The sequence below is a fragment of the Pseudomonas sp. GW821-FHT04C07 genome (genome assembly GCF_059420325.1).
In genome coordinates this window covers 68,675-92,612 of the sequence record NZ_JBWKTM010000006.1, presented here as the reverse complement: position 1 = coordinate 92,612, position 23,938 = coordinate 68,675, and the positions used below count along the sequence as shown (strand labels likewise).

The window sequence follows — 23,938 nt, the reverse complement described above, 5'->3', positions numbered from 1 at the left end:
CGCTATTGCCCGGTCCGGGCAGGAAATGGAGGCGCCCTCCCACCAGCCCCTACTCCCGGCGCGAACGCCGGCAGCAGGCATACTCACCGATGGTTGGGCAGACCGTTAGAGTCGTAATCCACCGTCGACCACAATCTCGGCGCCATTGACATAACTGGCCGCATCGGATGCCAGGAACGCGACGACCTCGGCGACTTCCTTCGGATCAGCGATCCGGTTGAGCGGGATCATGGCTTGATACTTTGCATTTGCTTCCGGCGGGTTGCCGGCGATCATCGGCGTCTGGATCATGCCCGGAAAGACCGCGTTGACACGAATACCGACGCGCCCCAACTCGGCGGCGGCGCAACCGCTCATCCCACGTACCGCCCACTTGGACGCTGCATAGGCGAACTGCCCCGGAATATTGCGAATGGCCGAAAGCGAGGAGATGTTAATGATCGAGCCACTACCTGCGCTTTGCATCGCCTCGGTCACTGCCTGCATGCCCAGCATCACGCCCAACACGTTAACCTGGAAATACCGCTCCAACTCGCTCGGCGTGGTCCCCTGCAAATAGTTGGGACTGTAGATTCCCGCGTTGTTGACGAGGATGTCGATCCGGCCGAACCGTTTCAGTGCCTCCTCGACCACCACAGCCCAACCCTCGGCGCTCGAAACATCATGCTTGATGAAGCACGCCGCCTCTCCGATCTCTGCCGCGACCTGTTCGCCGTTGTCTTGAACATCAGTCAAAACAACTTTGGCGCCTTCGGCGGCGAAGAGCCGGGCTTCGGCCTCTCCCTGCCCACTTGCCGCACCCGTAATGATTGCAACCTTGCCGCTTAACCGTCCCATGCCATTTCCTCTTTTTGATTTTATTGTATGAATCGCAGCGCCTCGACGTTCCGGAGCAACTCCGAAAGGAGGTGATTGTGTGGCGCAGAGTCGATTAGATACTTATTGGTATCTGAAAATCAATCAGTATCTTCGGTGCTCGAAGGAAGGGGGAAATGCCGGAGCCTCGCGGTTCATCGAATACTGGGAGCTCCACCCAGGACCGTGTCCAGTCGCGAGCTTTGGCATTGCTGATCAGTGACCAGTTCGATGACCACGCCGGATGCCATCGCGACGAACAACTGGCGTTCGCCCGTGAGCGGCACTTCATTGAGCCCATAGTGAACGCCGCTGAGTCGAATCCGATTGCGCGCCTCGTCAAGCTCGAATCTGTGTTGCATACGCGCCTGTTCGAGCGCACGGCACGCCACCTGCGCTTGACGGATGAGGGGCGGACGTATTTATCCTATTGCCAGCAGGCACTTCAGGCACTCGACGATGGCAATGCCTTTCTACAAGCCGGGAAAAGCGCCCCATGACTACCAATCCCTTGGGCAGACTGACCTCGAACGCCAGCAAGAAACCGCGCATGTGGCACAGTACGTATAAAGGCCGCTATCAATCGCGCTTCAGTCCATCGCGCCAGGCGATTGCTTCGAGTTCAACCCGAACCGCGTCTTCGACGGCAATCACCGGGCGAACCTGGAATTCAAACGCAGGGAACGTCGAGCACACCTTGTGAACCGCCATCGGATCGTCGCAGTCCACCAACATGTGTCCACCCCATTCACCCACGCGCACGACAAACACCTCGATCTTGAAATTGTCCGGTGCTTTCCATTGACCGAACACTTCAAGGATCCGTTTCTGCGCATTCTCGTACTGCGCAGGCGAACCTTGTGGGCGTTCGAACCAGCTGATCATGTACTTCATCGCCATCCTCCTCTATTGCATTGATGTAGTGGTCAACTGATCCCGGACACGACGACTGCTTGAGCTGGCTATCTACAACCAGACACCACGTGGTGCAGACGAAAACCTCACTTTGCGTGCGGGTTTCAGCACAGGCAAGGATAGTTCTCGAGGCAACGCAAAGCCAACCTGGGGGCGACAAGGGAAGCCTGTCGTCATTGTTGTGGGTTGAAGGATCATGCCGTGACGCCCACGGCATGATCGGGTCTTCCTGAGCGGGGTTCGACTACTGGTGCTGCACCTGGAACAACGAGTTCACCTGAACCCGCGCCAACATCCGCTCTGCCCCGCCGCCACGTCGCATACCGCGCACCGGACAGGCGTCGAGGTAATCCAGACCGACCGCCAGCTTCAGGTGACGCTCGGGTCGGGTCAGCCTGTTGGTCACATCGAAGCTGTACCAGCCATCATCGAGCCAGGCTTCGGCCCAGGCGTGACTGGCCAGATGGCTTTCATCCTCGGTGCACAGGTAGCCAGAGACATACCGCGCGGGAATCCCCAGGCTGCGAGCACAGGCCAGAAACGCGTGAGTGTGGTCCTGGCAGACGCCCGCACGGCCGGCAAACGCCTCGGCGGCGGTGCTGTCGACCGCGGTCGCACCGGGGCTGTAAGGCATGTGCCCGGCCAACCCGTGCATCAGGTCGATCAACGCCTTGCGATCGCGACGGGTGCCGCACTGCTTCACGGCAAAGTCGCTCAAGGCGTGATCGGCCTGGGTCAGGTGACTGGTGCGCAGGAACGGCAACGGCGATTGGCTATCGCGTTCAACCTCCTGCGCCTGGTCGATCTCCACCTGGCCGTAGGCGCTAAGCACAATGGCACCGTGGGGCTCGTCCATGGTCAATACATGCAGGATGTTGCCGTAAGGATCGAGTTGACTGCGCACCAGGCGCGGCAATTCCAGGTGCCACTCCAGAATGCGCTGGCGCTCGCTGTTCTGTGGCGTCAGGCGCAGGAACTGGATGCTGGTGCAGACTTCATCGGCGTAGCTGTAGGTGGTGTCGTGACGTATGGAAAGTTTCATACGACCTCCAGATAGGATTCGTGGATGGTCTGGCCAAGATGGCGCACCTGGGAGATGAAATCGGTCAGCCAGAGGTGCAGGCCCGCATCGAGAATCTCGTCGATCCCGGTATAACGAAGGCGCGCCTGCAGTTCGGCAGCCAGGCGCTGGGCGGGACGGCCATTGTTGCCCGGCAGGCTGGCGAGGATCTGGTCCAGTTCCTCGATGCACGCATGCAGCGAGCGCGGCACGTCGGCACGCAACAACAGCATCTCGGAGACCTGCTCGGCGCCCGGCGCATTGCGGTAGATCTCGTTGAAGGCCTCGAAGGACGACAAGGCACGGAGCAAGGCGCTCCACTGGTAGTAGCCGCGGGCCGAATTATCGCTGACCTCCTCCGACTTTTCGCCGAACATTTCGTAGCGCGCATCCAGCAGGCGCAGGGTGTTGTCGGCCCGTTCCAGGAAGGTGCCCAGGCGAATGAAACAGTAGGCATCGTTGCGCATGATGGTGCCCGAGGTCGCCCCGCGGAACAGATGGGAGCGCTCCTTGACCCACTCACAGAAATGGCTGATGCCGTAACGACCCAGGCCGTTGCTGGCGATATTGCGCATCTCAAGCCAAGTGGCGTTGATGTTCTCCCACATGTCGGCGGTGATGCGTCCGCGCACCGCGTGAGCGTTGGCCCGCGCTGCCTGCAGGCAGCAATAGATACTCCCGGGATTGGTTTCATCCAGCGCGAAGAAGTGCAGCATGCGCTCGGTGTTGAGCTCGCCATAGCGCTCGTTGTAGTCGTCCAGTGTGCCGGCGGCCAGCAGCGACATCGCCAGTTCGGCGCGGCCATCGGTGCGCCCGGCCTGGGGCATCAACGATAGCGAGTAACTGACTTCGAGCATGCGTGCCAGGTTCTCGGCACGCTCCAGGTAACGGGACATCCAGTAGAGGTCCGAAGCGGTTCTTGAAAGCATGTCTTAGTCCTCCACTACCCAAGTGTCTTTGGTGCCGCCGCCCTGGGACGAGTTCACCACCAGCGAACCTTCGCGCAGTGCCACGCGGGTCAGGCCGCCGGGCACCAGACGGGTTTCACTGCCCGAGAGCACAAACGGGCGCAGGTCGATGTGACGCGGGGCGATGCCGTTTTCGACAAAGGTCGGGCACGTCGACAGGCACAGGGTTGGTTGGGCGATATAGGCTTCAGGGCGGGCCTTGAGGCGCGCGCGGAAGTCCTCGATCTGCGCCGCCGTGGCCGCCGGGCCGACCAGCATGCCGTAGCCGCCGGAACCCTGGGTTTCCTTGACCACCAGCTCGGGAAGATTGGCCAGCACATGGGATAACTCTTCCGGCTTGCGGCATTGCCAGGTGGGCACGTTCTTCAGGATCGGCTCTTCGTCGAGGTAGAAGCGAATCATGTCAGTGACGTAGGGGTAAATTGACTTGTCGTCCGCTACCCCGGTACCTACGGCGTTGGCCAGGACCACGTTCCCCGAACGATAGGCCGCCAGCAGTCCGGGGACACCGAGCATGGAGTCCGGGTTGAAGGACAGTGGATCGAGGAAGGCATCATCGAGGCGACGATAGATCACATCCACCTGCTTCGGGCCGGCGGTGGTGCGCATAAAGACACGATCGTCGCGGACAAACAGATCGGCGCCCTCAACCAGTTCCACCCCCATTTCGCGGGCCAGGAACGCATGCTCGAAATACGCACTGTTGAAACGGCCCGGGGTCAGCACCACCGCCGTGGGGTTGTCCAGCGGGCTCGCGCTCTTGAGGGTGTCCAGCAGCAGGTTCGGGTAATGATCGATGGGCGCCACGCGCTGGGCGGCGAAGAGTTCGGGGAACAAGCGCATCATCATCTTGCGGTCTTCGAGCATGTAGCTGACGCCGCTGGGGGTGCGCAGGTTGTCTTCCAGCACGTAGTAGCTGCCATCGCCATCACGTACCAGGTCGACCCCGGAGATATGGGCGTAGATGCCGCGGTGCAGATTCAAACCCCGCATGGCAACCTGATACCCCTCGTTGGCCAGGACCTGCTCGGGAGCAATGATGCCTTCCTTGAGGATGCGTTGCCCGTGGTAGATATCGGCCAGGAACATGTTCAATGCCTGAACCCGCTGAATGCAGCCGCGCTCGACCATCTGCCATTCGCTGACTTTGATGCTGCGTGGAATGATGTCGAACGGAATCAACCGCTCGGTGCCCTGCTCGTCCCCATACAAGGTGAAGGTGATGCCGGCGCGATGGAACAACAGGTCGGCTTCACGACGACGCTGGTCCAGCAGCTCCAGAGGAGTGTCCGCCAGCCAGCGCGCGAACGCCTGGTAATGTGGGCGGCAGCCACCGTTGGCATCATACATCTCATTAAAAAAAGCACGGGACATACCCCACTCCTTGCCGTGTTTCATTCGGCATTTTTTATTTAACTTCGTTATTTCGATAGATCAGGCCTTACGCTGTTTTAGTTGATGCTGTTTTGTTGAGCACCTCATTGTGCGTCGTCAATAACCTGCTTCATGCAGGCCGCAAACTTTTTATAGGCGCTGGCAAATACCGGTGTATTTGAGCGCCCTACCCTGGCGAATTCTGTTAACTCGATAAAAGCCTTGTGGCTCGTGTCAAAAACTCCCTCTTTAAAGTGATACTTCCCGTGGACTTGACAAGGCTTGTGCAAGCGCTATGCCCGATTGCGACCTCGCGAAAAATAAAATCGGAAATCGGCATCAATCTGCCACAAAAGGACATTTTGCTTCGATTTTGCGACATTTCAGTCAAGTAATGCTGAAACGTTTATCTCTTTAGGTTTTTGCACAGCTCTGGCGCGACCTAAAAGAGTGCAATAGAGGGGTTAACTGTTTTTATGCGCCAGAATAGGGATATTTTGATGAATGTTATTTTTATGGCTCCGCATTGCCTGAGCGCCAAGCCTCTTTATATAAATAAGACCCAGGCACCCTTTTGGAGCCTGAATGCGCACCAAACAGGGGTTTATCGCACCATTATGTTTCTTGCTTTTCAGCAACTCACTTCATAGCCGGTTGACATGAGCAGTCCGGCCACGGAGTTCTTCAGCCCGTAAGTAGAGCTCTGACATTTATTGCAGCTGCAACCATGCTGACTCCAGCTATCCATACCAGGGCTGGAGCGAAAATATGAAGGTACCGGGAATCTCGGGTTTCCGAATTGTTTCGAAAAAAGACAACACTCGTAGTCAGTACTCGGTGTCGGACGTAAAAAACTATCGTCCGCCGCATAACGTTGTGGCAGTTGTCACCAGGATTTACGGTCCACGAGGGGGCATGAAACCCTATGGATAAAGGGTTCATTTCGGCTTTCGATCAAGTGCTGAGCAGCACGGCGGCCCATTTCGTAGTACGGAAGTTGCACGGTGCTCAGCGGTGGATAGAACAGCTCGGCAACGCCGATCATATTGTCGTAGCCAAGTACCGCCACCTCGGCCGGAATGCGCAGACCGCGACTGAGCAGGTACTGATAAGCGACCAAAGCGATGCGGTCGTTGCCACAAACAAGCAGATCGAAGGCCGGCTTTCCATCCGACTCCCGTAATTGCTGCTCCAGCGCGACAAGCGTTTCCTCATAGGCGTCATCGGTCGACAGGTTGTATTGGGGAACACTGTCCAGGGACATACCGGACTCCGCGAGGGCGCGAGCCAACCCCTGCTGGCGCTGATCCCAGGCCAGACTGCTTTGCGGCAGGTTAATGCACAACGGATGCCGGTAGCCCTTTTTCAGCGCCTGCCGCACGGCCTGATACTGACCATCTTCGTCGTCGGGCACATAGCATGCGACGCCTGGCTCTGAACTCATGCAGTTGCTGAGTACCAGCGGCAGGCTGCGCAGCGCCTGGGGAATCTCGACGGTGCGTAACTGCATGGCACTGAAGATAATCCCGTCGGGCTGATGCGACAGCATCAGGTCGATGGTTTGCTGACTCGGTGGAGCCTCGAACACATTGAGGATGAAGACGTTCCAGCTGTTTTCTCGTGCGGTGCGCTCCAGCGAAAGCAGCATTTCGACGGCGAAGGGGGTTGTCGCCGTGTCGAGCGCGAAGACTCCGATGGTCTTGCCACGGGAGTGACCGCCACGAATCTGGCGAGCGGAAAGGCTTGGTACGTACCCCAAGGCCTCGACCGCTTGACGAACTTTCGCCAGAGTTTCCTGGTTCAGCTTTTCCGGGGTATTGAGTGCCCTGGACACAGTCATGAAGGAAACCCCCGCCAGCCGTGCAACATCTTTAACTGAAGCCATTCGCGGGTGCCATTGCTTGTCTAGCCAGGCATCATGTCATGCTTGGCAAAAGCATGACAACACGATGCCAGGCAGCAGGCTGCACGAATGGTACGTCAGGGGTGTTCAGAGCTGGAGATCGGCCAGGCTCCAGACCGAGGTATCCCCGAACAGCCCTACCCCATTGATGGCGAAGGCGCTGACACCGAGGCTGTCGGGGCGAGGATAAATCCGACTGCTCAGGCTATGGGCGCCGTCGTCGACGAAAACCTCAATGGAGGAGCGATCCAGGAAAATCCGCAGAGCGATCTGCGTTTGTTCTGGCGTCACAGGTACGCTACGGACCCCGCTCACGCCAGCTCCCGATTGTTGCCTGTCGAGTACCAAGCGTCGGGACATGGCATCGAAGTAGAGCAAAGTCCGTTCCTGCTGGTCTTCGCTACAGCGCAGGGCCAGGCCAAAGCGCTCAGCGGTGCTACCGGCCAGGTCCAGTTCGAGCTCAATCTCCAGCAGAGCGCCACGAACTTCAAGTGTACGGCTCTGTGAGTCAAGCATCCCGATCTCCAGCGTTCGAGGTGACTGCCGTAGCGTTGTCAGCTCTCGTGCCGGACTCATGCGTAGCCGGTCACCGTCGCGGCTCACTTCACGTGGCAACGACAGCGCGCCACACCAGTGTTGTTCTTGACTCGGCATAGGGCTGTCCCACATGTCCATCCATGCCCAGAGCAGGCGGCGCCCGTCCGGCGCCAGCAGGGTCTGGGCGGCATAAAAATCGTGACCGTGGTCGAGTTCGTGCAGCCTGCCGGTCTCAGTGAAGCAGCCGGAATTGTCCAGCTGGCCCAATCGATAGCTGTTCTGGAATTTGTTCCAGTTGTCGTAACCACTGGGCTTCAGGCCTTGCGGCGAGTACAGAAAAACATCGCATCCATCCAGTTCGAACACGTCCGGACATTCCCACATGTAACCGTCAGACGCGCGTTGGCCGTCCAGGGCGCAGCCGAGGTAATCCCAATGATGCAGGTCCTGGGAGCGATAGAGTAAAAGCTGCGGGTCATCCCCTTGACGAGCGCCAAGCGCCATCCACCATTGGTCTGCGCGCTTCCAGACCTTCGGGTCGCGGAAATGCATGATGTCCGGATGCGGTGGCGTTTCGATCACAGGCCCATGTTTGGTGAATGTGATGCCATTCGTGCTGCTGGCCAGGCATTGGACCTGGTGGATTTTTTGGTCGTCGCCCGGCTCCCCTAACCAGATATGCCCGGTGTAGATCAGATAAAGCGTATCGCCCGCAACGACAGCCGATCCTGAAAAACAGCCGTCTCGATCGTAAGGGTCACTGGGGGCTAACGCTATGGGCAGATGCTCCCAGTGAACCAGGTCCTTGCTCTTGGCATGCCCCCAATACATCGGGCCCCACTGCGCCGAATAAGGATGGTGCTGGTAGAACACGTGGTACTCGCCTCGAAAATAGGCCAGTCCGTTTGGGTCATTCATCCATCCGGCTGGGGGCGACAGGTGATAGCCGAGGCGATAGTCGTTGCCGCGCTCGGGCAGTTTTTTTTCGATGGCGCGATGCGCTTCGTCCAGCAGTGCAGCGTGCATGGCTTGATCCTTACTAAGGTTCGTAACGGGTAGCTGATTGAGCTATGGCAGGAAGGTCTATCGAATCAGGAGCTGTTGCCCGGGATGATTTGCGGGCCGGGTCTGCGCGTAACAATGACCATGACAGCAGCAGGCAACCGCCTACCAGGCCAGCCATCGTTACGTAAACGCTCGAGAAGCCAAAATGGTCGTAGCCGTATCCCACAACCGGCGACAGCAGCATGGCGGTCAATTGTTGGGCGAACTGGAATCCCACCAAATAGATCGAGGCCGACAGACGAGAATCAAAATTCAAGGAGATGTATTTGAATACCGAGACCAGCAGGATCGGGACTTCCAGGGCGTGCAGCATCTTGCAGGCGGCGATGGTCCAGGCATCCATTGCCAGCCCGGAGCCAAGAATACGGACGAACATGATGCTGCCGGCCAGTATCAATCCATATTTGGCGCCCGTACGACCGACCACCCATGGCGCGAACAACATGCAGAGGGCTTCGAGGAGCACCTGGGATGAATTCAGGTAACCGTAGGCTCGAGTTCCCTCCTCCGGGGTTGGGAAGAAGGAGGAGAAATACACCGGAAACTGTTGTTCGTAGATCATGTAGATTCCACAAACCCCGGTCAGGTACAAGCTGAATGCCCAGAAGCGAGGAAGTGTCAGCAGCTTCCAAAGATCGTTCAGACGCACCGGCATGGCAGTTTCGCCAGCCGTTTGCATTACTGGTTTGTTGAAAGCGGCCAGATCCAGCCGGGACAGGATCAGCAAAAACACGATCCCGGCTGCGCTGCTCATGTAAAACGCAATGTCCGGGTCAATGTTGAATACCACACCGACGATACCCGTCGCACTGGCCCAGCCCAATGAACCCCACATTCTGGTGGTGCCGAACTCGAAGCCGGCGTGGCGTGACAGTCGCTCCGTATAGGATTCGATGACGCCCACTCCCGCGAGCATGGATAGCGCCAGGAAAGTCGCACCGACCACGGCTCCCAACACCACGTTCTGGGCCAATAGATTGGCGTATACGTAGATCGCAAAAGGTGCGGAGGCGCAGAGCAGTACGCCAATCCATACCAGCAGTGTTTTGGACAGGCCAAGTCGATCCTGGAGAGCGCCATAGAACGGCTGAATGAGCAGCGCCGCAATGGCGTTGGCGGCAAAGATGAATCCGGTTTCCGTTCCATTCAGGCCGATGACTCGATGAAGCCATATCGAGAACAGCGAATAGCTGGATGACCACGCGAAAAAGAAGAAAAACAGTAAACCACTGATAAGCCAGTACTCACGTTTGACTGACAGCTGCATGTGACAACCCTCTTGTTTTTATTTAAGTTAACGTTAACATCGCAGCGCATTACGCCTCCTCCACCAGCTCGCTGTCAAGTGGATCCAAGTGCCAAAGGAGCAGGTATCGCGCTTGAGCAGACCTTGCAGAAGCGACTCTCAGGGCTTGCTCAGCGGATGGTTCAGGTTTTGCCCAAGCGCCATTTCGGCTGGCGGAAAGGACCTGTTCGAAAGGTCTTTGCAGTACCCGAATACAAAAACAAGAGGGTTACCTATGCGTTCTACTGTCTGTCGGCCTTTGGCTGGCTTTTCCTTGCTTTTTCTCTCCACTCAACTGCTCGCCGCGCCGGCGCAAAGCATCGAGGAGCGTCTTGCCAGGCTTGAGGCCAGAACCTCCGTTGCCGAGGCCCGCGCCTTGGTGGCCGAAGCTGACGCAGCTCGATTGCGCAAGGAAGTCGAGCTACTCAACAAGCAAATCGCCATCCCCGCCCCGGCGACCACACAAGCATCTCTCAACGAGCGCGTTGCCCGGATAGAGGCGAACCAGCAGTCCCTTGAAAGCCCTCCCCCGACGACCGCGTCTTCAGCCAGTTCGACCGAGCATCTGAGCGATGGCTTCACCTTCGGTGGATATGCCCGCTCCGGGATAATGACCAATGGATCAGGTGCCGGTCATGGCGGACCCTACGTGACCCCCGCAGGCTCCGTAGGTGGTGCCGTTGGCCGGCTTGGCAATGAAGTCGATACCTACGTGGAGGCGAAGTTTTCGAAGGAAAACCAGGCCAGCAACGGTACGCGTTCCAAATACACGCTGATGCTCGCCGACGGCCTGGAAACACCTAACGACTGGACCGCGGCTGAAAGCCGGCTCAATGTGCGACAGGTCTACGCTGAACTCGACCATTTGGCTTCCTTTCGAGATAGCCCTCTGCTACGCGATGCAACGCTGTGGGCTGGCAAGCGCTTTGATCGGGATAATTACGATATCCATTGGCTCGACCGGGGGATCGTTTTCCTTGCCGGGACCGGTGGCGGTATCTACGACGTGCATCTGACCGATGACTGGCGCATCAATGCGTCCCTGATGAGCCGCTCCTTCGGCGACTTCGGTACTGAGGAAAACAAAGACATCAGGAGCTATGTCGCGACCCTCAATCAATTTTTCGATGAAGGTCGCTGGCAGATCATGCTCAATGGCATTTCCTCGGGCCAGAACGATGCCAGGCTGAACGAGAAGGGCAAACAGGCATTCGCCAGCGATACCCGGGTGAACGCGTCGGGATTCAGCCCTGCCGAAAGCGGTTCCCATGGCATGCTCGCCTACCATCAGCCAGACTTTTTCGGCCGTGAAGGCTACTTCAAAGCAGCGCTCCTGTATGGCAAGGGGTTGGGAGCGGAGGTCAACAGCATCGGAGCCGATGGCGACTTGCTGGACGAGGCCCAGACATTGCGCCTGGCACTCTATGGCCATACTCGCCTGAATCAGGATTGGCGCATCGCACCAGCCATCATTGCCGAGCACAGCAAGGATCGCTATGTGCCCGGCGACGATTATCGCTATGTGACGCTCAACCTGCGATTGGCCAATGAACTGACCAGCAACTTCGAAATGCTTTATGAGCTGAGCTGGCAGACGATGGACCTGAATGCGCTTGGCTACAAGGGTCGACAAACAGCCAATGGTGACTACTGGAAACTCACGTTTGCACCAACGTTCAAGGCACAAACCGGAGATTTTTTCACTCGTCCTGAATTGCGCCTGTTCGCCACCTATATGAACTGGTCCAGGGACCTCGATCACTTCAGCGCAACAGACGATTTTGGTCAGAAGGGCTTCAAGTCTGGCGGGGTCTGGCAATTCGGAATGCAGATGGAGACCTGGTTCTAGGAGCCTTGGAAATTGACCGCCCCAAGGGGCAACAACAAAAAGTCGATCAGTTACGCAAAAGATCGGGCAATGGGGCGTCTGCCGGTCGCTTTAGCACCTGCGCATACACCACGCAGCACACTCGAAAACCTGGGGAAATGACTATCGGACTCCCCGGGAGTGGGGACCTGCCCCCATTGAACAAAGGCTTTGCTGCCCCCTTCAATAGCAAGACTTGAAGCCAACCCGCTGATTATTCCTGGTTTTTTATGATTTTCGTGCCTGGCTCGGCTTTTGCCTTTGTCCTTGACAATGCTGCAAAGAGGAGATGGCGGCTATCGCCATGCCGGCATGCAGCGAGGGGGCGCACCATGAAAGACACTGCATCGCAGCAATCATCGCCCAAACTCTTTCGGGGTTCAGTCGTCGCGTCAGCGATGGTCATCACCTTCAGCCTGGTCGCTATCAGCGCTGCGCCGCTCGATGATTTCGGTCCACCGCCACCGACCGATCCCTCGGCCTTCAGCAATCCTCCCGCCGACCCCAAGGCCGCGCTGGAAGCACTGGAAGACGCGCCACCCGCCAACCAGGGTGCACTCGCCCTGCCCAACGGCGTGTTTGGCGACAGAACCACCCCGCGCGCCGAAAACGTCCTTCCCCCGGACCTGCAGACGTCGTTCAATATTCCCACCAATGGCAAGCCAAGCCCACTGTTCGGGGCCGAACCCTTCACTCAGCAAATGCTGCTGTTCGAAGAGCTCGGCTCGGAAAAGCTCGACCCGACGACCCCGCCGCAGACACTGACGTTCCCCGTTCCTACCCTGGGCCCGGAACCGCAGCAGGATCCAGACAGTGTCGCCCGCAGCGGCCCCTCGAGTGCGGCGCTCGAGGCCTTTCTGCGCCAACCTGGCTTGACCCCGTTCCCGTCGCAGTTTTCCAATGTACTGGACCGCAACCCCTGGAAGGCGCAAATCGAAGCCTTCCTCAACCGCAGCCCGGTAGACTCGCCGGCCGAGGGGCGGCCACCGGGAAAAGGTTGGTCGCACCAACGCTTCAATGAGTTTTTTCCCCAGGTCCAGTTGAAGACAGTGCAAGCAGGCGCCCGAACCAATCAGGGCTTGCGCGACAACAAACAGTTGCACGGCTACACCAAGGGCGAATTCGGTCCCGGTGGGCTCTACAACCAAACATTCGACAACCCCGTGACAGTGGCCACGACCCGCGGCATCGAAGTGCGTTTTCATCCCAGATTGCCAGTGCAGAATCACAAGTCGCTGTGGACCTTCGATGGCACGCTTCCACCCAAATTGCTGATGGTCCGCAATGGGCAAGCAATACTGATGCGCCACTACGACGCCCTGCCGATCGACCCGGCGGCAAACGCGGGGTTTGGCCTGCACACCCTTACTACCCACGAGCACAACGGGCACACCCCGGCCGAGAGCGACGGCTTTGCCAATGCGTTCTTTTTTCCCGGGCAGTACTACGACTACCGTTGGGCACTGCAGCTGGCCGGTTACGACACGATCAATACTACGGCGCAAGACCCGAGGGCGGCGTTCCCCTGCTCACCGGGCGAAACGCTGTTCGTCAACGATGCCAGTCCCGGTCTCAAGACCTGTGAAAACGGCAGTATCAAACTGCGCGGCGACTGGCGCGAAACCATGAGCACCCACTGGTTCCACGACCACATGCTCGATTTCACCGCGCAAAATGTCTACAAGGGCAATGGCGCGATGATGAACTACTACAGCGCCGTCGATCGCGGCAACGAGGCGTTCGAGGACGGCGTCAACCTGCGTTTTCCCAGTGGCTCGGCACTGCCCTGGGGCAACCGCGACTACGATGTCAATCTGCTGATCGCCGACAAGGCCTGGGACGAAACCGGCCAATTGTGGTTCAACCCGTTCAATACCGACGGTTTTCTGGGTGACCAAATGCTGGTCAACTGGCAGTACCAGCCCTTTCTCAAGGTACGGGCGCGCAGTTATCGCTTTCGCATACTCAACGCCTCGGTGTCGCGTTTCTTCAAGTTTGCCGTGGTGCGTGAGATCAACGGCAATGGCGGCGAGTTCCCCGGGCCGGCGGGCTCCGGAGTGTCCTTCGCCAGAGTGCCGTTCCACATGATTGCCAACGACGGCAACGTCATGGAGCATTCCGTGCCCTTCGACGGCACTCTGGACCTGAACGGCGATGGCGACCTGCAGGACAACAACGCCATCTTGCCGGTTCAGGGCATTGGCGAACGCTATGACATCATCGTCGACTTCGCCAAGAACGGAATCAAACCGGGAGACAAGATTTATTTCGTCAACCTGTTGGAGCACAAAGACGGCAAGCGGCCCGAGAAGAACGCAATCCCGCTGGCTGACGTGCTGTCCGAAAAATATAAAGCGGTGATCAAGCAAACCAGCAACGGGCCCAAATGGGACAAGGGCGATCCCGCAGTCATCAAGTTCTTCCAGTTGCTCGTCCAGCCCTACGCCGGCCAGGACGTGAGCATGAACCCGGCGGACTTTGAACCGGCCAAGCCCGGCAAGCCGGCCGGGAGGAAAATGATCCCGTTGACCATCGACCGCGACAACCCGGCCGACCAGGCCAGACTCAACGCGGCGCGGCATCGCCTCTTTACCTTCGGGCGGTCCTCTGGCACTGACTTGGCGCCCTGGACCATCAAGACCGACGGTGGCATGGGCTTTAACATGGACCCTCGCCGTATCAGCGCGGCCCCCCAATTGACTCAAGGCCCGACGCCTGCCGGTTTCAGCGGCGATGGAACCCTCGAAGTGTGGAAGATCGAGAATGGCGGCAACGGCTGGAGCCACCCGGTGCATGTACATTTCGAAGAGGGGATCATTCTCAACCGCGATGGTAAGGAACCGCCGGAATGGGAGAAATGGGCACGCAAGGACATCTACCGCATCGGAGAAGACGTCGACAGCTCCGTGAATCTCCAGGTGGCGCTCCACTTCCGCGAGTTCGCCGGCACCTACATGGAGCACTGCCACAACACCCAGCACGAGGACACCTCCATGTTGCTGCGTTGGGACGTCGAATTTCCTGGTCAGTTCCAGTTGATGCCAACGCCCTTGCCAAGCTGGGACGGCGTACGCTTCGTGAACTCCGTAGCGCTCCCCACCTTCCGCACTGGCCTTGTTGAGGATAAAAGTAACGGTGGCCCCAACACGAAACAGCGCCAATAGCAACACGCGATCCTGGCACCCCCACCCAGGCGCGTTATAGTTGAGTTGATCCCATTCAACTGGAGGGGGTATGCGCCAGATCGTCAACAAAGAGCCATGGTGGGCTGCGCCTCCGAAACCTGGTCAGGATGAGTCTGAGCTGGAGTGGGGATGGCTGGTCACGTACAGCGAGGGCGAGCCGCGGTTTGAGTTCGTGAAAGAGCGGCCTTCGGATAACGAGATCCGTAACCGCAAGAGCTGCCGTATCACGTCTGCGCCGGAATGATCCCCGCCCTCCTTCGCCTCGATCTCGCCCCCACATTGAGCGTGGGAGCAAGATCGCGCTGCGAACCCTACGCGTTAACGATCATCTCGAAGCCGCCGAAGATCATCCGTTGACCATCAAAGGGCATCGGGTTGAGGTCCGGGTTGGTTTGGGCATCGGCCATGAACTTCTCCATTCCGGCGTCGCGAGTTTGACGGTTGGGCCAGATGATCCAGGAGAAGACCACTGTCTCGCCCTCCTTGAGTTTCACCGCCATCGGGAAAGAGGTCACCTTGCCGTCGGGCACATCGTCCCCCCAGCACTCGACGACGCTCAACGCGCCGTTCTTTTTGAAAATGGCCGCGGCGGATTCGGCATGCCGCTTGAACTGTTCACGGTTGGCGGTGGGCACTGCGGCGATAAAGCCATCAACATAGGACATGATCAATCTCCTGCCTGGGTTGTGTGAATGGGCGCAATCTACCTTGGGCGGATCGCGCCATCGGTTACGGGTCGATCTGCTGGATAGTCGATCCGCTGGGCGTCAAATCGACAGGCCTGAGACGAAGACCCGATAGAACCGACCGACGGCAGGTGTAATGACTGAGCGCTTTACGCCCCGAGCATGTAAAAACACCGCTTTTGGCATCTGCCGCCAGTTCGTTGTGCTGTGCCAGCAGCCGGTATCCGGGTTGACTTTTAACGGGGCACACCTAAGATTTACATATAGTTACATCTGAGGCCGTATTACTTTGGACAGCTATTGTAGTCAATCGGAGAAATTCTCCGTACAAGCTTGGCACGACCTCCGCTAGATTCCCTTAGCCAACGTTCTGTCAAGTGCAGGACGTTGCGCGCATCAGTATCAAACTCCTTCGCGTAACCAAAACTTGAAACCCGGGCGAGCAGATTTTTCTGTGCGCTCCCTGATTGTTGCGTGCGTCTTGCGTTCGCTGCGGTCGCAGGTTTCTGCACCCATCGTTTGCCTGCCTGTGTGCAGCAGCGGTGGTTTTAACGTGATCATACCGCCAGGTATGGAAAGGAGGACGTCATGCCACCTGAAAGCAATCAAAGTCCGGCTCAATATTTGAAGCTGCGCTGCCACCCAAAGCATGAAGGAGAGACCGTTTATGGACCCCAGTAAAAGTAGTCCGGTCACTCTGACTGAAATGGCGGCGTCTAGCGGGTAGTAGCACAACCTTCACTGGCTGAACTCCCCCCCACCTTTCGCGCAATTCTCTCCGAGTGACCTCTTCGCGCCCCTGACCTCTGCGGGTACGCACCTATCCGGCGGGAGTCGAAAGCGGCATCGAGCGTTACGCTTTTGGAGAGATTTCGTTATGTCCAACCTGAAGATTGAAACTGCCGTTCTTGACAGTGCCCACGTCGGAGACATCCGCGGAGCGCTCGGCACCATCCGTTATGACGACATCGCCCCTCGCAATGGTTGGTGGCATCGCTTCAAAACGCTTCTGGCCATCCTGGGCCCCGGGTTGATCGTGATGGTGGGTGACAATGACGCCGGTGCGTTCAGCACTTATGGCCAGGCCGGCCAGAACTACGGAACCATGCTGCTGTGGACAATGGCGCTGTTGGTCCCGGTGCTGTACGTAAACCAGGAAATGGTGCTGCGTCTGGGCGTCGTGACGGGTGTCGGCCACGCCCGGCTGATCATAGAGCGCTTTGGCAAGTTCTGGGGTGCATTCAGTGCGATCGATCTGTTCATCCTCAACGCGCTGACCATTGTCACGGAGTTCATCGGCATCAGCCTCGGGATGGGCTTCCTCGGCGTGCCCAAGGTAGCCGGGGTGTGCCTGGCGGCGGTGTTCATCATGCTCGCAGCCTGTACCGGCGACTTCCGGCGCTTCGAACGCTTCTCGTTGATATTGGTGGTTGGCAGCCTGCTCCTGGTACCGATCTTCGTGATGATCCATCCACCAATGGCGCAAGTAGCTCACGATTTTTTTATCCCGCTACTGCCTGCTGAAGGCAAGCTATCAGAAGTGTTTCTGCTGATCATCGGCATCGTTGGCACCACTGTGGCGCCCTGGCAGCTGTTCTTCCAGCAAAGCTACGTGATCGACAAACGCATCACCCCGCGTTTCATCAAGTACGAACGCGCTGATCTATGGCTGGGCATTGCGCTGGTGGTGATAGGTGCGGTGGCAATGATCGCCTTCACTGCGCAAATTTTTGCCGGTCACCCAGAGTTCGGCCAGTTCACCGATGCGGGCGCCATCGCAACGGGCATCGCCAAATACCACGGGCGCCTGCCAGGGATACTGTTTGCGATCGCACTGATCGACGCCAGCATCATCGGTGCAATGGCGGTGTCACTGTCGACCGCCTACGCGCTGGGCGATGTACTGAACCTGAAACACTCGCTGCACCGTAAACCAGGCGATGCAAAGGGTTTTTACATGATGTTCTGCGGCCTGATTACGCTGGCTGCGGCGCTGGTGTTGATTCCAGGTGTGCCGCTCGGCCTGCTGACCAACGCGGTACAGACGCTGGCTGGGGTACTGCTGCCCAGTGCCACCGTGTTCCTGTTGCTGCTGTGCAACGACAAGGAAGTGCTGGGCCCATGGGCAAACAATCGCTTCACCAACGTAATGACTGCCGTCATTGTCGCGGTGCTGGTGCTGCTGTCGTTCGTATTGACTGCTTCGGTGGCTTTCCCGGACATGTCCGGTGAAACCATCTCCGACATCCTCATTGGCGGTGGTTTGCTGGGACTCATCATCGCCATTGCGGTGAATGTGTTGCACGCCCGCAAAGAAGTCGACAAAGAGGCGCTGCCCGACAGCACCGTCACGTTCACCCAACAAATGATGCACGCATGGCGGATGCCACCACTCGCACAACTGAAGCCGGTGGTACTGTCGCAACGCAACCGCCTCTGGATGGGGGTGTTGCGCGGCTACCTGATGGTGGCAATGGGCATGGTGATTTACAAAGTCATTCAGCTGGCGCTCGCTTGAATGTAAACCTCGGCAAAACCCCAACATAGTGTCCACCTCAATGGACACTATGTTGGCTCTATAGCGTGGCCTGCACATAAACCAGATAAAGCCCCGCCTTACCGCAATGCTGTTCACTTAAGGCGACGACGCGATCCGTAGCAGCTGGCGAAGCCTGCGTTCGGCTGCGCAGCAGTCGCAAATCATGCAACCACGGTCAACCTGTAACACCACAGTGCCTGATTTTACGACCGCTACGCAGCCTTCGGCAGCTGCTACGGGGAATGTGCAGAGCCAGAAATTCCTTAACTGAACAGCATTGCCGCCTTACCGGTTCTCTACGTAGCGTTACGAAATGTCAGGTTGCAATTCGAAAGGTCCGGCAGGCTGGCTCGATAGAAAACAGACGTGGTTACAAGGGTAGCCTTGTATGAAATGGACTCAGAATGATCGAAGCAGTCAAGCAAGTCAGTGAAGCGCTGGATCAGCAGATGGAATTCAATTTTTTCATGGCTAGCCAGCTCATTCAGCTTTGTCCTCCCAACGAGCAGAAACGCCTGAAGAAAGAGCTCCATTCCCGGCTAAGCGCCCTCAGGGAGCGCACCCTGTTGGCCACTAACGCTATTGAAGAGTTGGTGGACAAGGGGACGCCAGCAAGGTCGAGCATGTTCTCATCCGTCAGGAAATGGCTGTTTTGATCCCAAGGGCGATTGGAGGCAACCGTGCAGTATTCAGTTGCTGGTGCGTGGCGCCTTGAAACACCCGAATGCTCATTCGTTTTCCGCATCTGGAAGTCTGTTTACACAGGAACCCGCCCCAAGTGCAGATACGGCGCGATATTGCGCATCCCGCGCTGAACGTACTCTTCTTTTTCCCCTACCGGCGCGACGTAGTGAAGTGCGCTCTCTGCCGCTTCGACGCCTTCCAGACGGGCAATGATCCAGGCCGCCAGATAAGGCGAGGCGAGGCATCCGCCGGCTGTGGCTATATTGCCTTTGGCGAAGAACGTCTGGTTAAGGACATCAATGCCAGCCGCCTGAACCCACGGTTTCGTCGTCAAGTCCGTACATGCCGGTACCCCCTCCAGCAAGCCAAGCTTTGCTAACACCAATGTGCCCGAGCATTGCGCACCCAGGAGCTGCCTCGAGGGATCAAGCTGCAACTGCGCCATAAGGGCGGTGTCAGCGACGACTTCGCGAGTCTGCATGCCGCTCCCGACAAGGACCGCATCGGCTTCGCTGGCCTCGCGCAGCGTTGCCTGGGATTCGATCACGAGCCCATTCATCGAGCGAACACGGGGCGTTGGACTGGCAATCGATACCCGCCATCCCGGCTTCTTGACACGGTTAAGAACGCCAAGCGCGATGAGGGAGTCGAGTTCGTTGAAACCTTCGAAGGTCAGGATAGCGATATGCATGGCTTGGTCTTCCCGCAAATGTGGCTTGGCATCCGCCTGAAGGGGGCGGTTGTGCAGACGCAGACTATGGCGAACAATTAGCACAATCAAATAATTGTAATGGATACATCTCCATGGCTCGTTCCCGCTATAAATCGTTGGTGGACGCGTTCGCCGCCGACATTCGCGCAGGACGTCTATCACCTGGCACGCGTCTGCCCACGCACCGAGAGCTTGCGACAAACGAAGGTCTGGCATTGGCCACCGCTACACGTGTCTACGCGGAGCTTGAGGCAATGGGTTTGGTCAGCGGCGAAACCGGCAGAGGTACTTTTGTCCGGGAGACCTCATTACCGCCAGGGTTAGGCATCGACCAGCATGCCGTCGCTTCGGGAATTCTGGACCTTAACTTCAACTATCCCTCTCTACCGGGCCAGGCAGAACTGCTGCGTGGCGCCTTGCGCCAACTGGCGTCTTCGGGCGATCTGGAAGCCTTGCTCCGTTATCAACCCCATGGGGGACGCCAGCATGAGCGCGCGTCAGTCGCCCGGCATCTGCAAGGCAGAGGTTTGAACATCGGCGAGGAACACGTACTGATCGTCAGCGGGGCCCAACACGGGTTGGCGGCGACGGTCATGGGGCTGCTTCGCCCGGGTGATATCGTCGCGACGGACGCCTTGACCTATCCCGGTTTCAAAGTCCTTGCCGAGACCCAGCGCCTGGAATTGGCTCCCATCCCTGCTGCAGGCCACGAACCTGATCTGGATGCCTTGGCTCGGCTGTGCAAGAGCAGAAGGGTACGCGCCGTGTATAGCATGCCCACCCTGCACAATCCGCTGGGATGGGTAGCCAGCGAGCATTGGCGGCAACGCCTGGTGACCATCGCCCGCGAGCACGACTTGCTTATCATTGAGGACGCCGCCTATGCGTTCCTCGCCGAGGACGCACCTGCACCCTTGGCCGCGCTTGCGCCGGAAAGAACCGTGTACGTGTCGGGCTTGTCCAAAAGTGTCGCCACCGGGCTGCGCGTCGGATTTGTCGCGGCGCCCTCGCGCTGGATACCCGCTATCGAGAGAACCATCAGAGCTACCATCTGGAACACGCCTGGCGTGATGACTTCAATCGCTTGTAACTGGCTCGACGATGGCACTGTCAGTCGCCTGGAAGGCGAAAAGCGCCAGGATGCTGCGAACCGACAGTCCATGGCCAAAGCCACGTTGACCGACCTGAAGTACATAGGCCACCCCTCCTCCTATTTTCTCTGGCTTCCTTTAGGTGAAGAGGTTCGAGCTGACCAGGTAGCGATGGCGCTAATGCACGAGCACGTTTCGGTTTCGACTGCGGAGCCCTTTGCGACTTCTGCCCATGTTCCTCACGCAATCAGGCTCGCGCTCGGATCTCTAGAGCTGGATGCCCTTCAAGTAGCACTCAAAACGGTGAAGCGAGTTGTTGATACTTACTCTTATTGACCTGGCCGAGAATCGCTATCGGCCATGCGCTCCCTTCACCTTCGTCAGACCGCTTTCGACCAATGGGCGCTTTCGGGGAGCAGATAGCGTGTTGGCATAAATCGCCCAAGCCTCGACCTCTGCGCCGGGATGCGGTACCGGAAGGGAACTCCTGGCGGGTACCATGCATCATAAAGTATGTGGTAGATCATTCAGGATTCATGCTTTCGGAGGACACATTATGCGCCGCATATTCCTCATACCCTTGCTAACGCTTTGTCTGCCCTTTGGTTCGGCCATGGCCCACAGACACCATGTGGATGCGGACGAAATTGCCACTTCGGCAGGGCTTTCGGTGTCGCTGTACTCGACGTTGAAAGACGACAAGATCATGGTTCCCGCCCGCGATGACCTCTCCAGCTTCGTCGCGAGTGGAGGCACCATTCGCGGCGCCTATCTGGAGTCGGTGTTGATGCAGATTAGACACGATCATCCAGGCCTCAAGGCAAGCGACGAAGAACTGGCCCAAGCGCTCCTCATTCAAGATGAGCGAGCTGCCGGTCATTAGTGGCGTACGTACATCGCATCGAGTTGCAATGTCTGCGCGAGGAAGCCGCACGGCCGGTGGCCACCTGCACACCGTTCTTGCCGATGAGCAGATCTCGTCATCGGGCTGTTTCGCTGCTGACGAGCGCCTTATGCGGCCTGACGATCAGTACCAGAACCAGAGCCAGTGCTAACGCCAGCATCAGCGTGCCGGCGGTGAATGCGGCGGCGACGCGGTGCGCGAGCAACGCTTTGGCATCCGTCGCACCTACACCTGCCGCATCGAACACGACGATAAGAATGGCCAGCCCCAATGAGCCGCCCAGCTGATGAGCAACGTTGACCAGCCCTGAGGCAGCACCCGCATCTTGCGCAGCTACACCTGCAACGCCCGAGACCGTGAGAGGGCTGAGGGTGCAGCCCTGACCGATGCCGATGAGCATCACATGAGATCAATTCATAAGTAACCCAAGACCCAGGCTTGATCAGCGGGCCAGGCCAGGGCTCGTTGCATCACGTTCTGACGAGCGTGGCTTTTCGTAGGAGCCGAGCTTGCGATGGCAATCTCAAGGGCCCCACCGCCGGCAAGCCGTGTTCCTACGGACAGGCTATGCGTCAACCCTGGGCCACGTTGCATCACGTCCTGACGAGCATGGCTTTTCGTAGGAGCCGAGCTTGCTCGCGATGACAATCTCAAGGGCCCCATCGCCGGCAAGCCGAGCTCGCTCGCGATGGCAATCTCAAGGGCCCCATCGCCGGCAAGCCGTGCTCCTACGGACAGGCTATGCGTCAACCTGGGCTACGTTGCATCACGCTCTGACGAGCGTGGTGTTTCGTAGGAGCCGAGCTTGCTCGCGATGGCAATCTCAAGGGCCCCATCGCCGGCAAGAGCTAGGCGCGATACCGCAGTGCTTCAACCAGAATCGCCAACGCCCGCGACGACTGTGCCACCAATACTGAGAAGGAAGAGCGCCCAATCCGCCCGGTGCGCAAAATTGTGGTCAAGGGCGCGGCTGCGCCGACCACGCTGCTGGCCAACCCGCGTATTGGCGAACGCCTGCAAGAGTTCGAACCTCGGGATGGGCGCCGAATTCAGGTCGGCCATTACGAGATGTGCTACGAGATAGTGGGTTCCACCCTATACCTGCTGCGCCTGTGGCGCACACGTGAGGATCGATAGCATGGTGAAAACCGTTGCTCCCTCTCAAGAGGACATCATGGCGACCGGTCGAGGCACAGTGATGCCGCGCCTTAGTGGCCTGTGTGGTGAGTTCTGTCAGTCAACTTCGGCGCTACAAGCCCCTATCCTGGGCTGCTGCGCACAAACCTCCCGAATGCATCCGCGCAACCAGCGATGCGCTGGATCGGCATCCAGCCGTGGATGCCAGAGCAATGAGACGGTGAACGTCGGCAAGGAAAACGGAAGAGAAAAACTGTGCATTCCGACGCGCAGGTTTGCGGTATGTCGTTCGGGAACACTGGCGATCAGGTCGGTGGCCCGGGCGAGCGCCAGTGCAGACGAAAAGCCACCGACGATCGTGACGATCTCCCTTTGCAGCCCCAATGGAGTCAAGGCTTCATCGATATCGATCGGTCCCCTGTCCAGACCCCGTCGCGAGACGCAGATGTGCCCACCGGCCGCATAACGGGAGGGAGTGATCTCGCCCTGGCTCAGCGAGTGCCCCATTCGCACGACGCCAATGAAACGGTCTCGGAACAATGCCTGCGTAAACATCTGCGCAGGCGTCGTCTTCCCCACAACGCCGGTTTCCAGATCGACGGTCCCGTCGCGAAGTGGCGCGCTGTCTTTGTTTGGCTTCTGCACGAAGCACAGCCGCACGCCGGGCGCTTGCTCGCCGACGCGCGCAATGAGGTCCGGTCCGAAGTTCTCCACAAAGCCGTCACTGGTGCGCAGCGTGAACGTTCGGACCAGCTGTTTGAGGTTGAGCATCTGCGCAGGGCGTAGAACCGCTTCTGCGTCCTGCACCAGCTGACTGACCCGCTCGCGCAGTTCGAGCGCTCGGGGTGTGGGAACCAGACCGCGTCCAGCCCTGACCAACAGCGGATCGCCCGTTGTTTCACGCAATCGCGCCAGTGCCCGACTCATCGCCGACGGGCTGAGCCGCAACCGCTGCGCTGCGCGCGCAACGCTGCCTTCTGCGAGCAGCACATCAAGGGTGACAAGCAAGTTGAGATCAGGTGTCGACATGCATCGACCATAGCACGGTGTGATTGTGACATGGCGTTAAACGCATGAATAAAGTGCAAATGGTGCGCCTTCCGCCATATCAGGCAAAGGATTACGCTTCTGACAGCTCCGTTTCGGGAGTTGCCAGAAAAAGGAGTTCATG

At 58.3% G+C, this 23,938-nt stretch carries 20 protein-coding genes and 1 pseudogene; 9 read left to right on the top strand and 12 right to left on the bottom strand.

All coding sequences use genetic code 11. The features are described from left to right. Window positions 1–105: 105 nt before the first annotated feature. On the bottom strand, window positions 106–837 hold the full coding sequence (locus AC07UI_RS12925; RefSeq protein ID WP_494992850.1) for an SDR family NAD(P)-dependent oxidoreductase: 732 nt from the start codon (window positions 835–837) through the stop codon (window positions 106–108). A gap of 155 nt (window positions 838–992) precedes the next feature. Between AC07UI_RS12925 and AC07UI_RS12920 the strand changes: the two genes are divergently transcribed. Then, the gene (locus tag AC07UI_RS12920; RefSeq protein ID WP_494992849.1) at window positions 993–1,355 is read left to right on the top strand and encodes a hypothetical protein; all 363 of its coding nucleotides are present in this window, start codon (window positions 993–995) and stop codon (window positions 1,353–1,355) included. 79 nt (window positions 1,356–1,434) lie between these two features. On the opposite strand, the gene AC07UI_RS12915 is transcribed toward AC07UI_RS12920, so the two are convergent. The 7 genes from AC07UI_RS12915 to AC07UI_RS12885 all read right to left on the bottom strand — a co-directional run bounded on the left by AC07UI_RS12915 (window position 1,435) and on the right by AC07UI_RS12885 (window position 9,944). After that, on the bottom strand, window positions 1,435–1,749 hold the full coding sequence (locus AC07UI_RS12915) for a DUF3303 domain-containing protein (RefSeq protein ID WP_494992848.1): 315 nt from the start codon (window positions 1,747–1,749) through the stop codon (window positions 1,435–1,437). A gap of 265 nt (window positions 1,750–2,014) precedes the next feature. After that, window positions 2,015–2,812 carry a transglutaminase family protein gene (locus AC07UI_RS12910; protein WP_494992847.1) on the bottom strand — a complete coding sequence of 266 codons (798 nt, stop codon included), beginning with the start codon at window positions 2,810–2,812 and terminating at the stop codon, window positions 2,015–2,017. After that, a complete protein-coding gene (locus AC07UI_RS12905; RefSeq protein WP_494992846.1) occupies window positions 2,809–3,759 on the bottom strand; it encodes an alpha-E domain-containing protein in 951 nt (316 codons plus the stop codon). The genes AC07UI_RS12910 and AC07UI_RS12905 overlap by 4 nt, the downstream gene beginning before the upstream one ends. 3 nt (window positions 3,760–3,762) lie before the next feature. After that, window positions 3,763–5,172 carry a circularly permuted type 2 ATP-grasp protein gene (locus tag AC07UI_RS12900; RefSeq protein WP_494992845.1) on the bottom strand — a complete coding sequence of 470 codons (1,410 nt, stop codon included), beginning with the start codon at window positions 5,170–5,172 and terminating at the stop codon, window positions 3,763–3,765. Between the two features lie 886 nt (window positions 5,173–6,058). Then, complete coding sequence (locus AC07UI_RS12895) at window positions 6,059–7,057, bottom strand: LacI family DNA-binding transcriptional regulator (protein WP_494992844.1); 999 nt, start codon at window positions 7,055–7,057, stop codon at window positions 6,059–6,061. A 105-nt stretch (window positions 7,058–7,162) separates the two neighbouring features. Beyond that, a complete protein-coding gene (locus tag AC07UI_RS12890) occupies window positions 7,163–8,638 on the bottom strand; it encodes a glycoside hydrolase family 32 protein (protein ID WP_494992843.1) in 1,476 nt (491 codons plus the stop codon). 13 nt (window positions 8,639–8,651) lie between these two features. Continuing rightward, window positions 8,652–9,944 carry an MFS transporter gene (locus AC07UI_RS12885; RefSeq protein ID WP_494992842.1) on the bottom strand — a complete coding sequence of 431 codons (1,293 nt, stop codon included), beginning with the start codon at window positions 9,942–9,944 and terminating at the stop codon, window positions 8,652–8,654. Window positions 9,945–10,197: 253 nt separating this feature from the next. Between AC07UI_RS12885 and AC07UI_RS12880 the strand changes: the two genes are divergently transcribed. From AC07UI_RS12880 to AC07UI_RS12870, 3 genes and pseudogenes are all read left to right on the top strand, one after another. Then, complete coding sequence (locus AC07UI_RS12880) at window positions 10,198–11,811, top strand: carbohydrate porin (protein ID WP_494992841.1); 1,614 nt, start codon at window positions 10,198–10,200, stop codon at window positions 11,809–11,811. 350 nt (window positions 11,812–12,161) lie between these two features. Further along, window positions 12,162–14,981 (top strand): annotated as a pseudogene (locus AC07UI_RS12875) (multicopper oxidase domain-containing protein); the annotation flags it as partial. Between the two features lie 82 nt (window positions 14,982–15,063). Further along, window positions 15,064–15,258 carry a hypothetical protein gene (locus tag AC07UI_RS12870; protein ID WP_494992840.1) on the top strand — a complete coding sequence of 65 codons (195 nt, stop codon included), beginning with the start codon at window positions 15,064–15,066 and terminating at the stop codon, window positions 15,256–15,258. Between the two features lie 67 nt (window positions 15,259–15,325). Here the strand turns inward: AC07UI_RS12870 and AC07UI_RS12865 are convergent, their stop codons facing one another. Beyond that, window positions 15,326–15,679, bottom strand: a complete 354-nt coding sequence (locus AC07UI_RS12865; RefSeq protein ID WP_494992839.1) for a DUF1428 domain-containing protein — start codon at window positions 15,677–15,679, stop codon at window positions 15,326–15,328. Between the two features lie 898 nt (window positions 15,680–16,577). Here AC07UI_RS12865 and AC07UI_RS12860 point away from each other — a divergent pair. Together AC07UI_RS12860 and AC07UI_RS12855 are read left to right on the top strand one after the other, a co-directional pair. Beyond that, on the top strand, window positions 16,578–18,218 hold the full coding sequence (locus AC07UI_RS12860) for an NRAMP family divalent metal transporter (RefSeq protein ID WP_494992838.1): 1,641 nt from the start codon (window positions 16,578–16,580) through the stop codon (window positions 18,216–18,218). Between the two features lie 425 nt (window positions 18,219–18,643). Then, window positions 18,644–18,895 (top strand): hypothetical protein, encoded by a 252-nt coding sequence (locus AC07UI_RS12855; RefSeq protein ID WP_494992837.1) that lies wholly within the window; start codon window positions 18,644–18,646, stop codon window positions 18,893–18,895. Window positions 18,896–18,996: 101 nt separating this feature from the next. Here AC07UI_RS12855 and AC07UI_RS12850 read toward each other — a convergent pair whose 3' ends face one another. After that, window positions 18,997–19,614 carry a DJ-1/PfpI family protein gene (locus AC07UI_RS12850; RefSeq protein ID WP_494992836.1) on the bottom strand — a complete coding sequence of 206 codons (618 nt, stop codon included), beginning with the start codon at window positions 19,612–19,614 and terminating at the stop codon, window positions 18,997–18,999. Window positions 19,615–19,727: 113 nt separating this feature from the next. Here AC07UI_RS12850 and AC07UI_RS12845 point away from each other — a divergent pair, with 113 nt between their 5' ends. After that, a complete protein-coding gene (locus tag AC07UI_RS12845) occupies window positions 19,728–21,062 on the top strand; it encodes an aminotransferase-like domain-containing protein (protein ID WP_494992835.1) in 1,335 nt (444 codons plus the stop codon). Between the two features lie 220 nt (window positions 21,063–21,282). Next, the gene (locus tag AC07UI_RS12840) at window positions 21,283–21,609 is read left to right on the top strand and encodes a DUF2388 domain-containing protein (protein ID WP_494992834.1); all 327 of its coding nucleotides are present in this window, start codon (window positions 21,283–21,285) and stop codon (window positions 21,607–21,609) included. Window positions 21,610–21,706: 97 nt separating this feature from the next. On the opposite strand, the gene AC07UI_RS12835 is transcribed toward AC07UI_RS12840, so the two are convergent. Beyond that, window positions 21,707–22,030, bottom strand: a complete 324-nt coding sequence (locus AC07UI_RS12835; RefSeq protein ID WP_494992833.1) for a hypothetical protein — start codon at window positions 22,028–22,030, stop codon at window positions 21,707–21,709. 479 nt (window positions 22,031–22,509) lie between these two features. Here AC07UI_RS12835 and AC07UI_RS12830 point away from each other — a divergent pair, with 479 nt between their 5' ends. Continuing rightward, window positions 22,510–22,767, top strand: a complete 258-nt coding sequence (locus tag AC07UI_RS12830; RefSeq protein WP_494993089.1) for a type II toxin-antitoxin system RelE/ParE family toxin — start codon at window positions 22,510–22,512, stop codon at window positions 22,765–22,767. A gap of 96 nt (window positions 22,768–22,863) precedes the next feature. Here AC07UI_RS12830 and AC07UI_RS12825 read toward each other — a convergent pair whose 3' ends face one another. Further along, on the bottom strand, window positions 22,864–23,796 hold the full coding sequence (locus AC07UI_RS12825; protein WP_494992832.1) for a LysR family transcriptional regulator: 933 nt from the start codon (window positions 23,794–23,796) through the stop codon (window positions 22,864–22,866). Window positions 23,797–23,938 lie beyond the last annotated feature (142 nt).

Coding starts and splice junctions, on each gene's coding strand:
- AC07UI_RS12925 (WP_494992850.1), bottom strand. CDS start 837: ATGGGACGGTTAAGCGGCAAGGTTGCAATCATTACGGGTGCGGCAAGT.
- AC07UI_RS12920 (WP_494992849.1), top strand. CDS start 993: ATGCCGGAGCCTCGCGGTTCATCGAATACTGGGAGCTCCACCCAGGAC.
- AC07UI_RS12915 (WP_494992848.1), bottom strand. CDS start 1,749: ATGAAGTACATGATCAGCTGGTTCGAACGCCCACAAGGTTCGCCTGCG.
- AC07UI_RS12910 (WP_494992847.1), bottom strand. CDS start 2,812: ATGAAACTTTCCATACGTCACGACACCACCTACAGCTACGCCGATGAA.
- AC07UI_RS12905 (WP_494992846.1), bottom strand. CDS start 3,759: ATGCTTTCAAGAACCGCTTCGGACCTCTACTGGATGTCCCGTTACCTG.
- AC07UI_RS12900 (WP_494992845.1), bottom strand. CDS start 5,172: ATGTCCCGTGCTTTTTTTAATGAGATGTATGATGCCAACGGTGGCTGC.
- AC07UI_RS12895 (WP_494992844.1), bottom strand. CDS start 7,057: ATGGCTTCAGTTAAAGATGTTGCACGGCTGGCGGGGGTTTCCTTCATG.
- AC07UI_RS12890 (WP_494992843.1), bottom strand. CDS start 8,638: ATGCACGCTGCACTGCTGGACGAAGCGCATCGCGCCATCGAAAAAAAA.
- AC07UI_RS12885 (WP_494992842.1), bottom strand. CDS start 9,944: ATGCAGCTGTCAGTCAAACGTGAGTACTGGCTTATCAGTGGTTTACTG.
- AC07UI_RS12880 (WP_494992841.1), top strand. CDS start 10,198: ATGCGTTCTACTGTCTGTCGGCCTTTGGCTGGCTTTTCCTTGCTTTTT.
- AC07UI_RS12870 (WP_494992840.1), top strand. CDS start 15,064: ATGCGCCAGATCGTCAACAAAGAGCCATGGTGGGCTGCGCCTCCGAAA.
- AC07UI_RS12865 (WP_494992839.1), bottom strand. CDS start 15,679: ATGTCCTATGTTGATGGCTTTATCGCCGCAGTGCCCACCGCCAACCGT.
- AC07UI_RS12860 (WP_494992838.1), top strand. CDS start 16,578: ATGTCCAACCTGAAGATTGAAACTGCCGTTCTTGACAGTGCCCACGTC.
- AC07UI_RS12855 (WP_494992837.1), top strand. CDS start 18,644: ATGATCGAAGCAGTCAAGCAAGTCAGTGAAGCGCTGGATCAGCAGATG.
- AC07UI_RS12850 (WP_494992836.1), bottom strand. CDS start 19,614: ATGCATATCGCTATCCTGACCTTCGAAGGTTTCAACGAACTCGACTCC.
- AC07UI_RS12845 (WP_494992835.1), top strand. CDS start 19,728: ATGGCTCGTTCCCGCTATAAATCGTTGGTGGACGCGTTCGCCGCCGAC.
- AC07UI_RS12840 (WP_494992834.1), top strand. CDS start 21,283: ATGCGCCGCATATTCCTCATACCCTTGCTAACGCTTTGTCTGCCCTTT.
- AC07UI_RS12835 (WP_494992833.1), bottom strand. CDS start 22,030: ATGCTCATCGGCATCGGTCAGGGCTGCACCCTCAGCCCTCTCACGGTC.
- AC07UI_RS12825 (WP_494992832.1), bottom strand. CDS start 23,796: ATGTCGACACCTGATCTCAACTTGCTTGTCACCCTTGATGTGCTGCTC.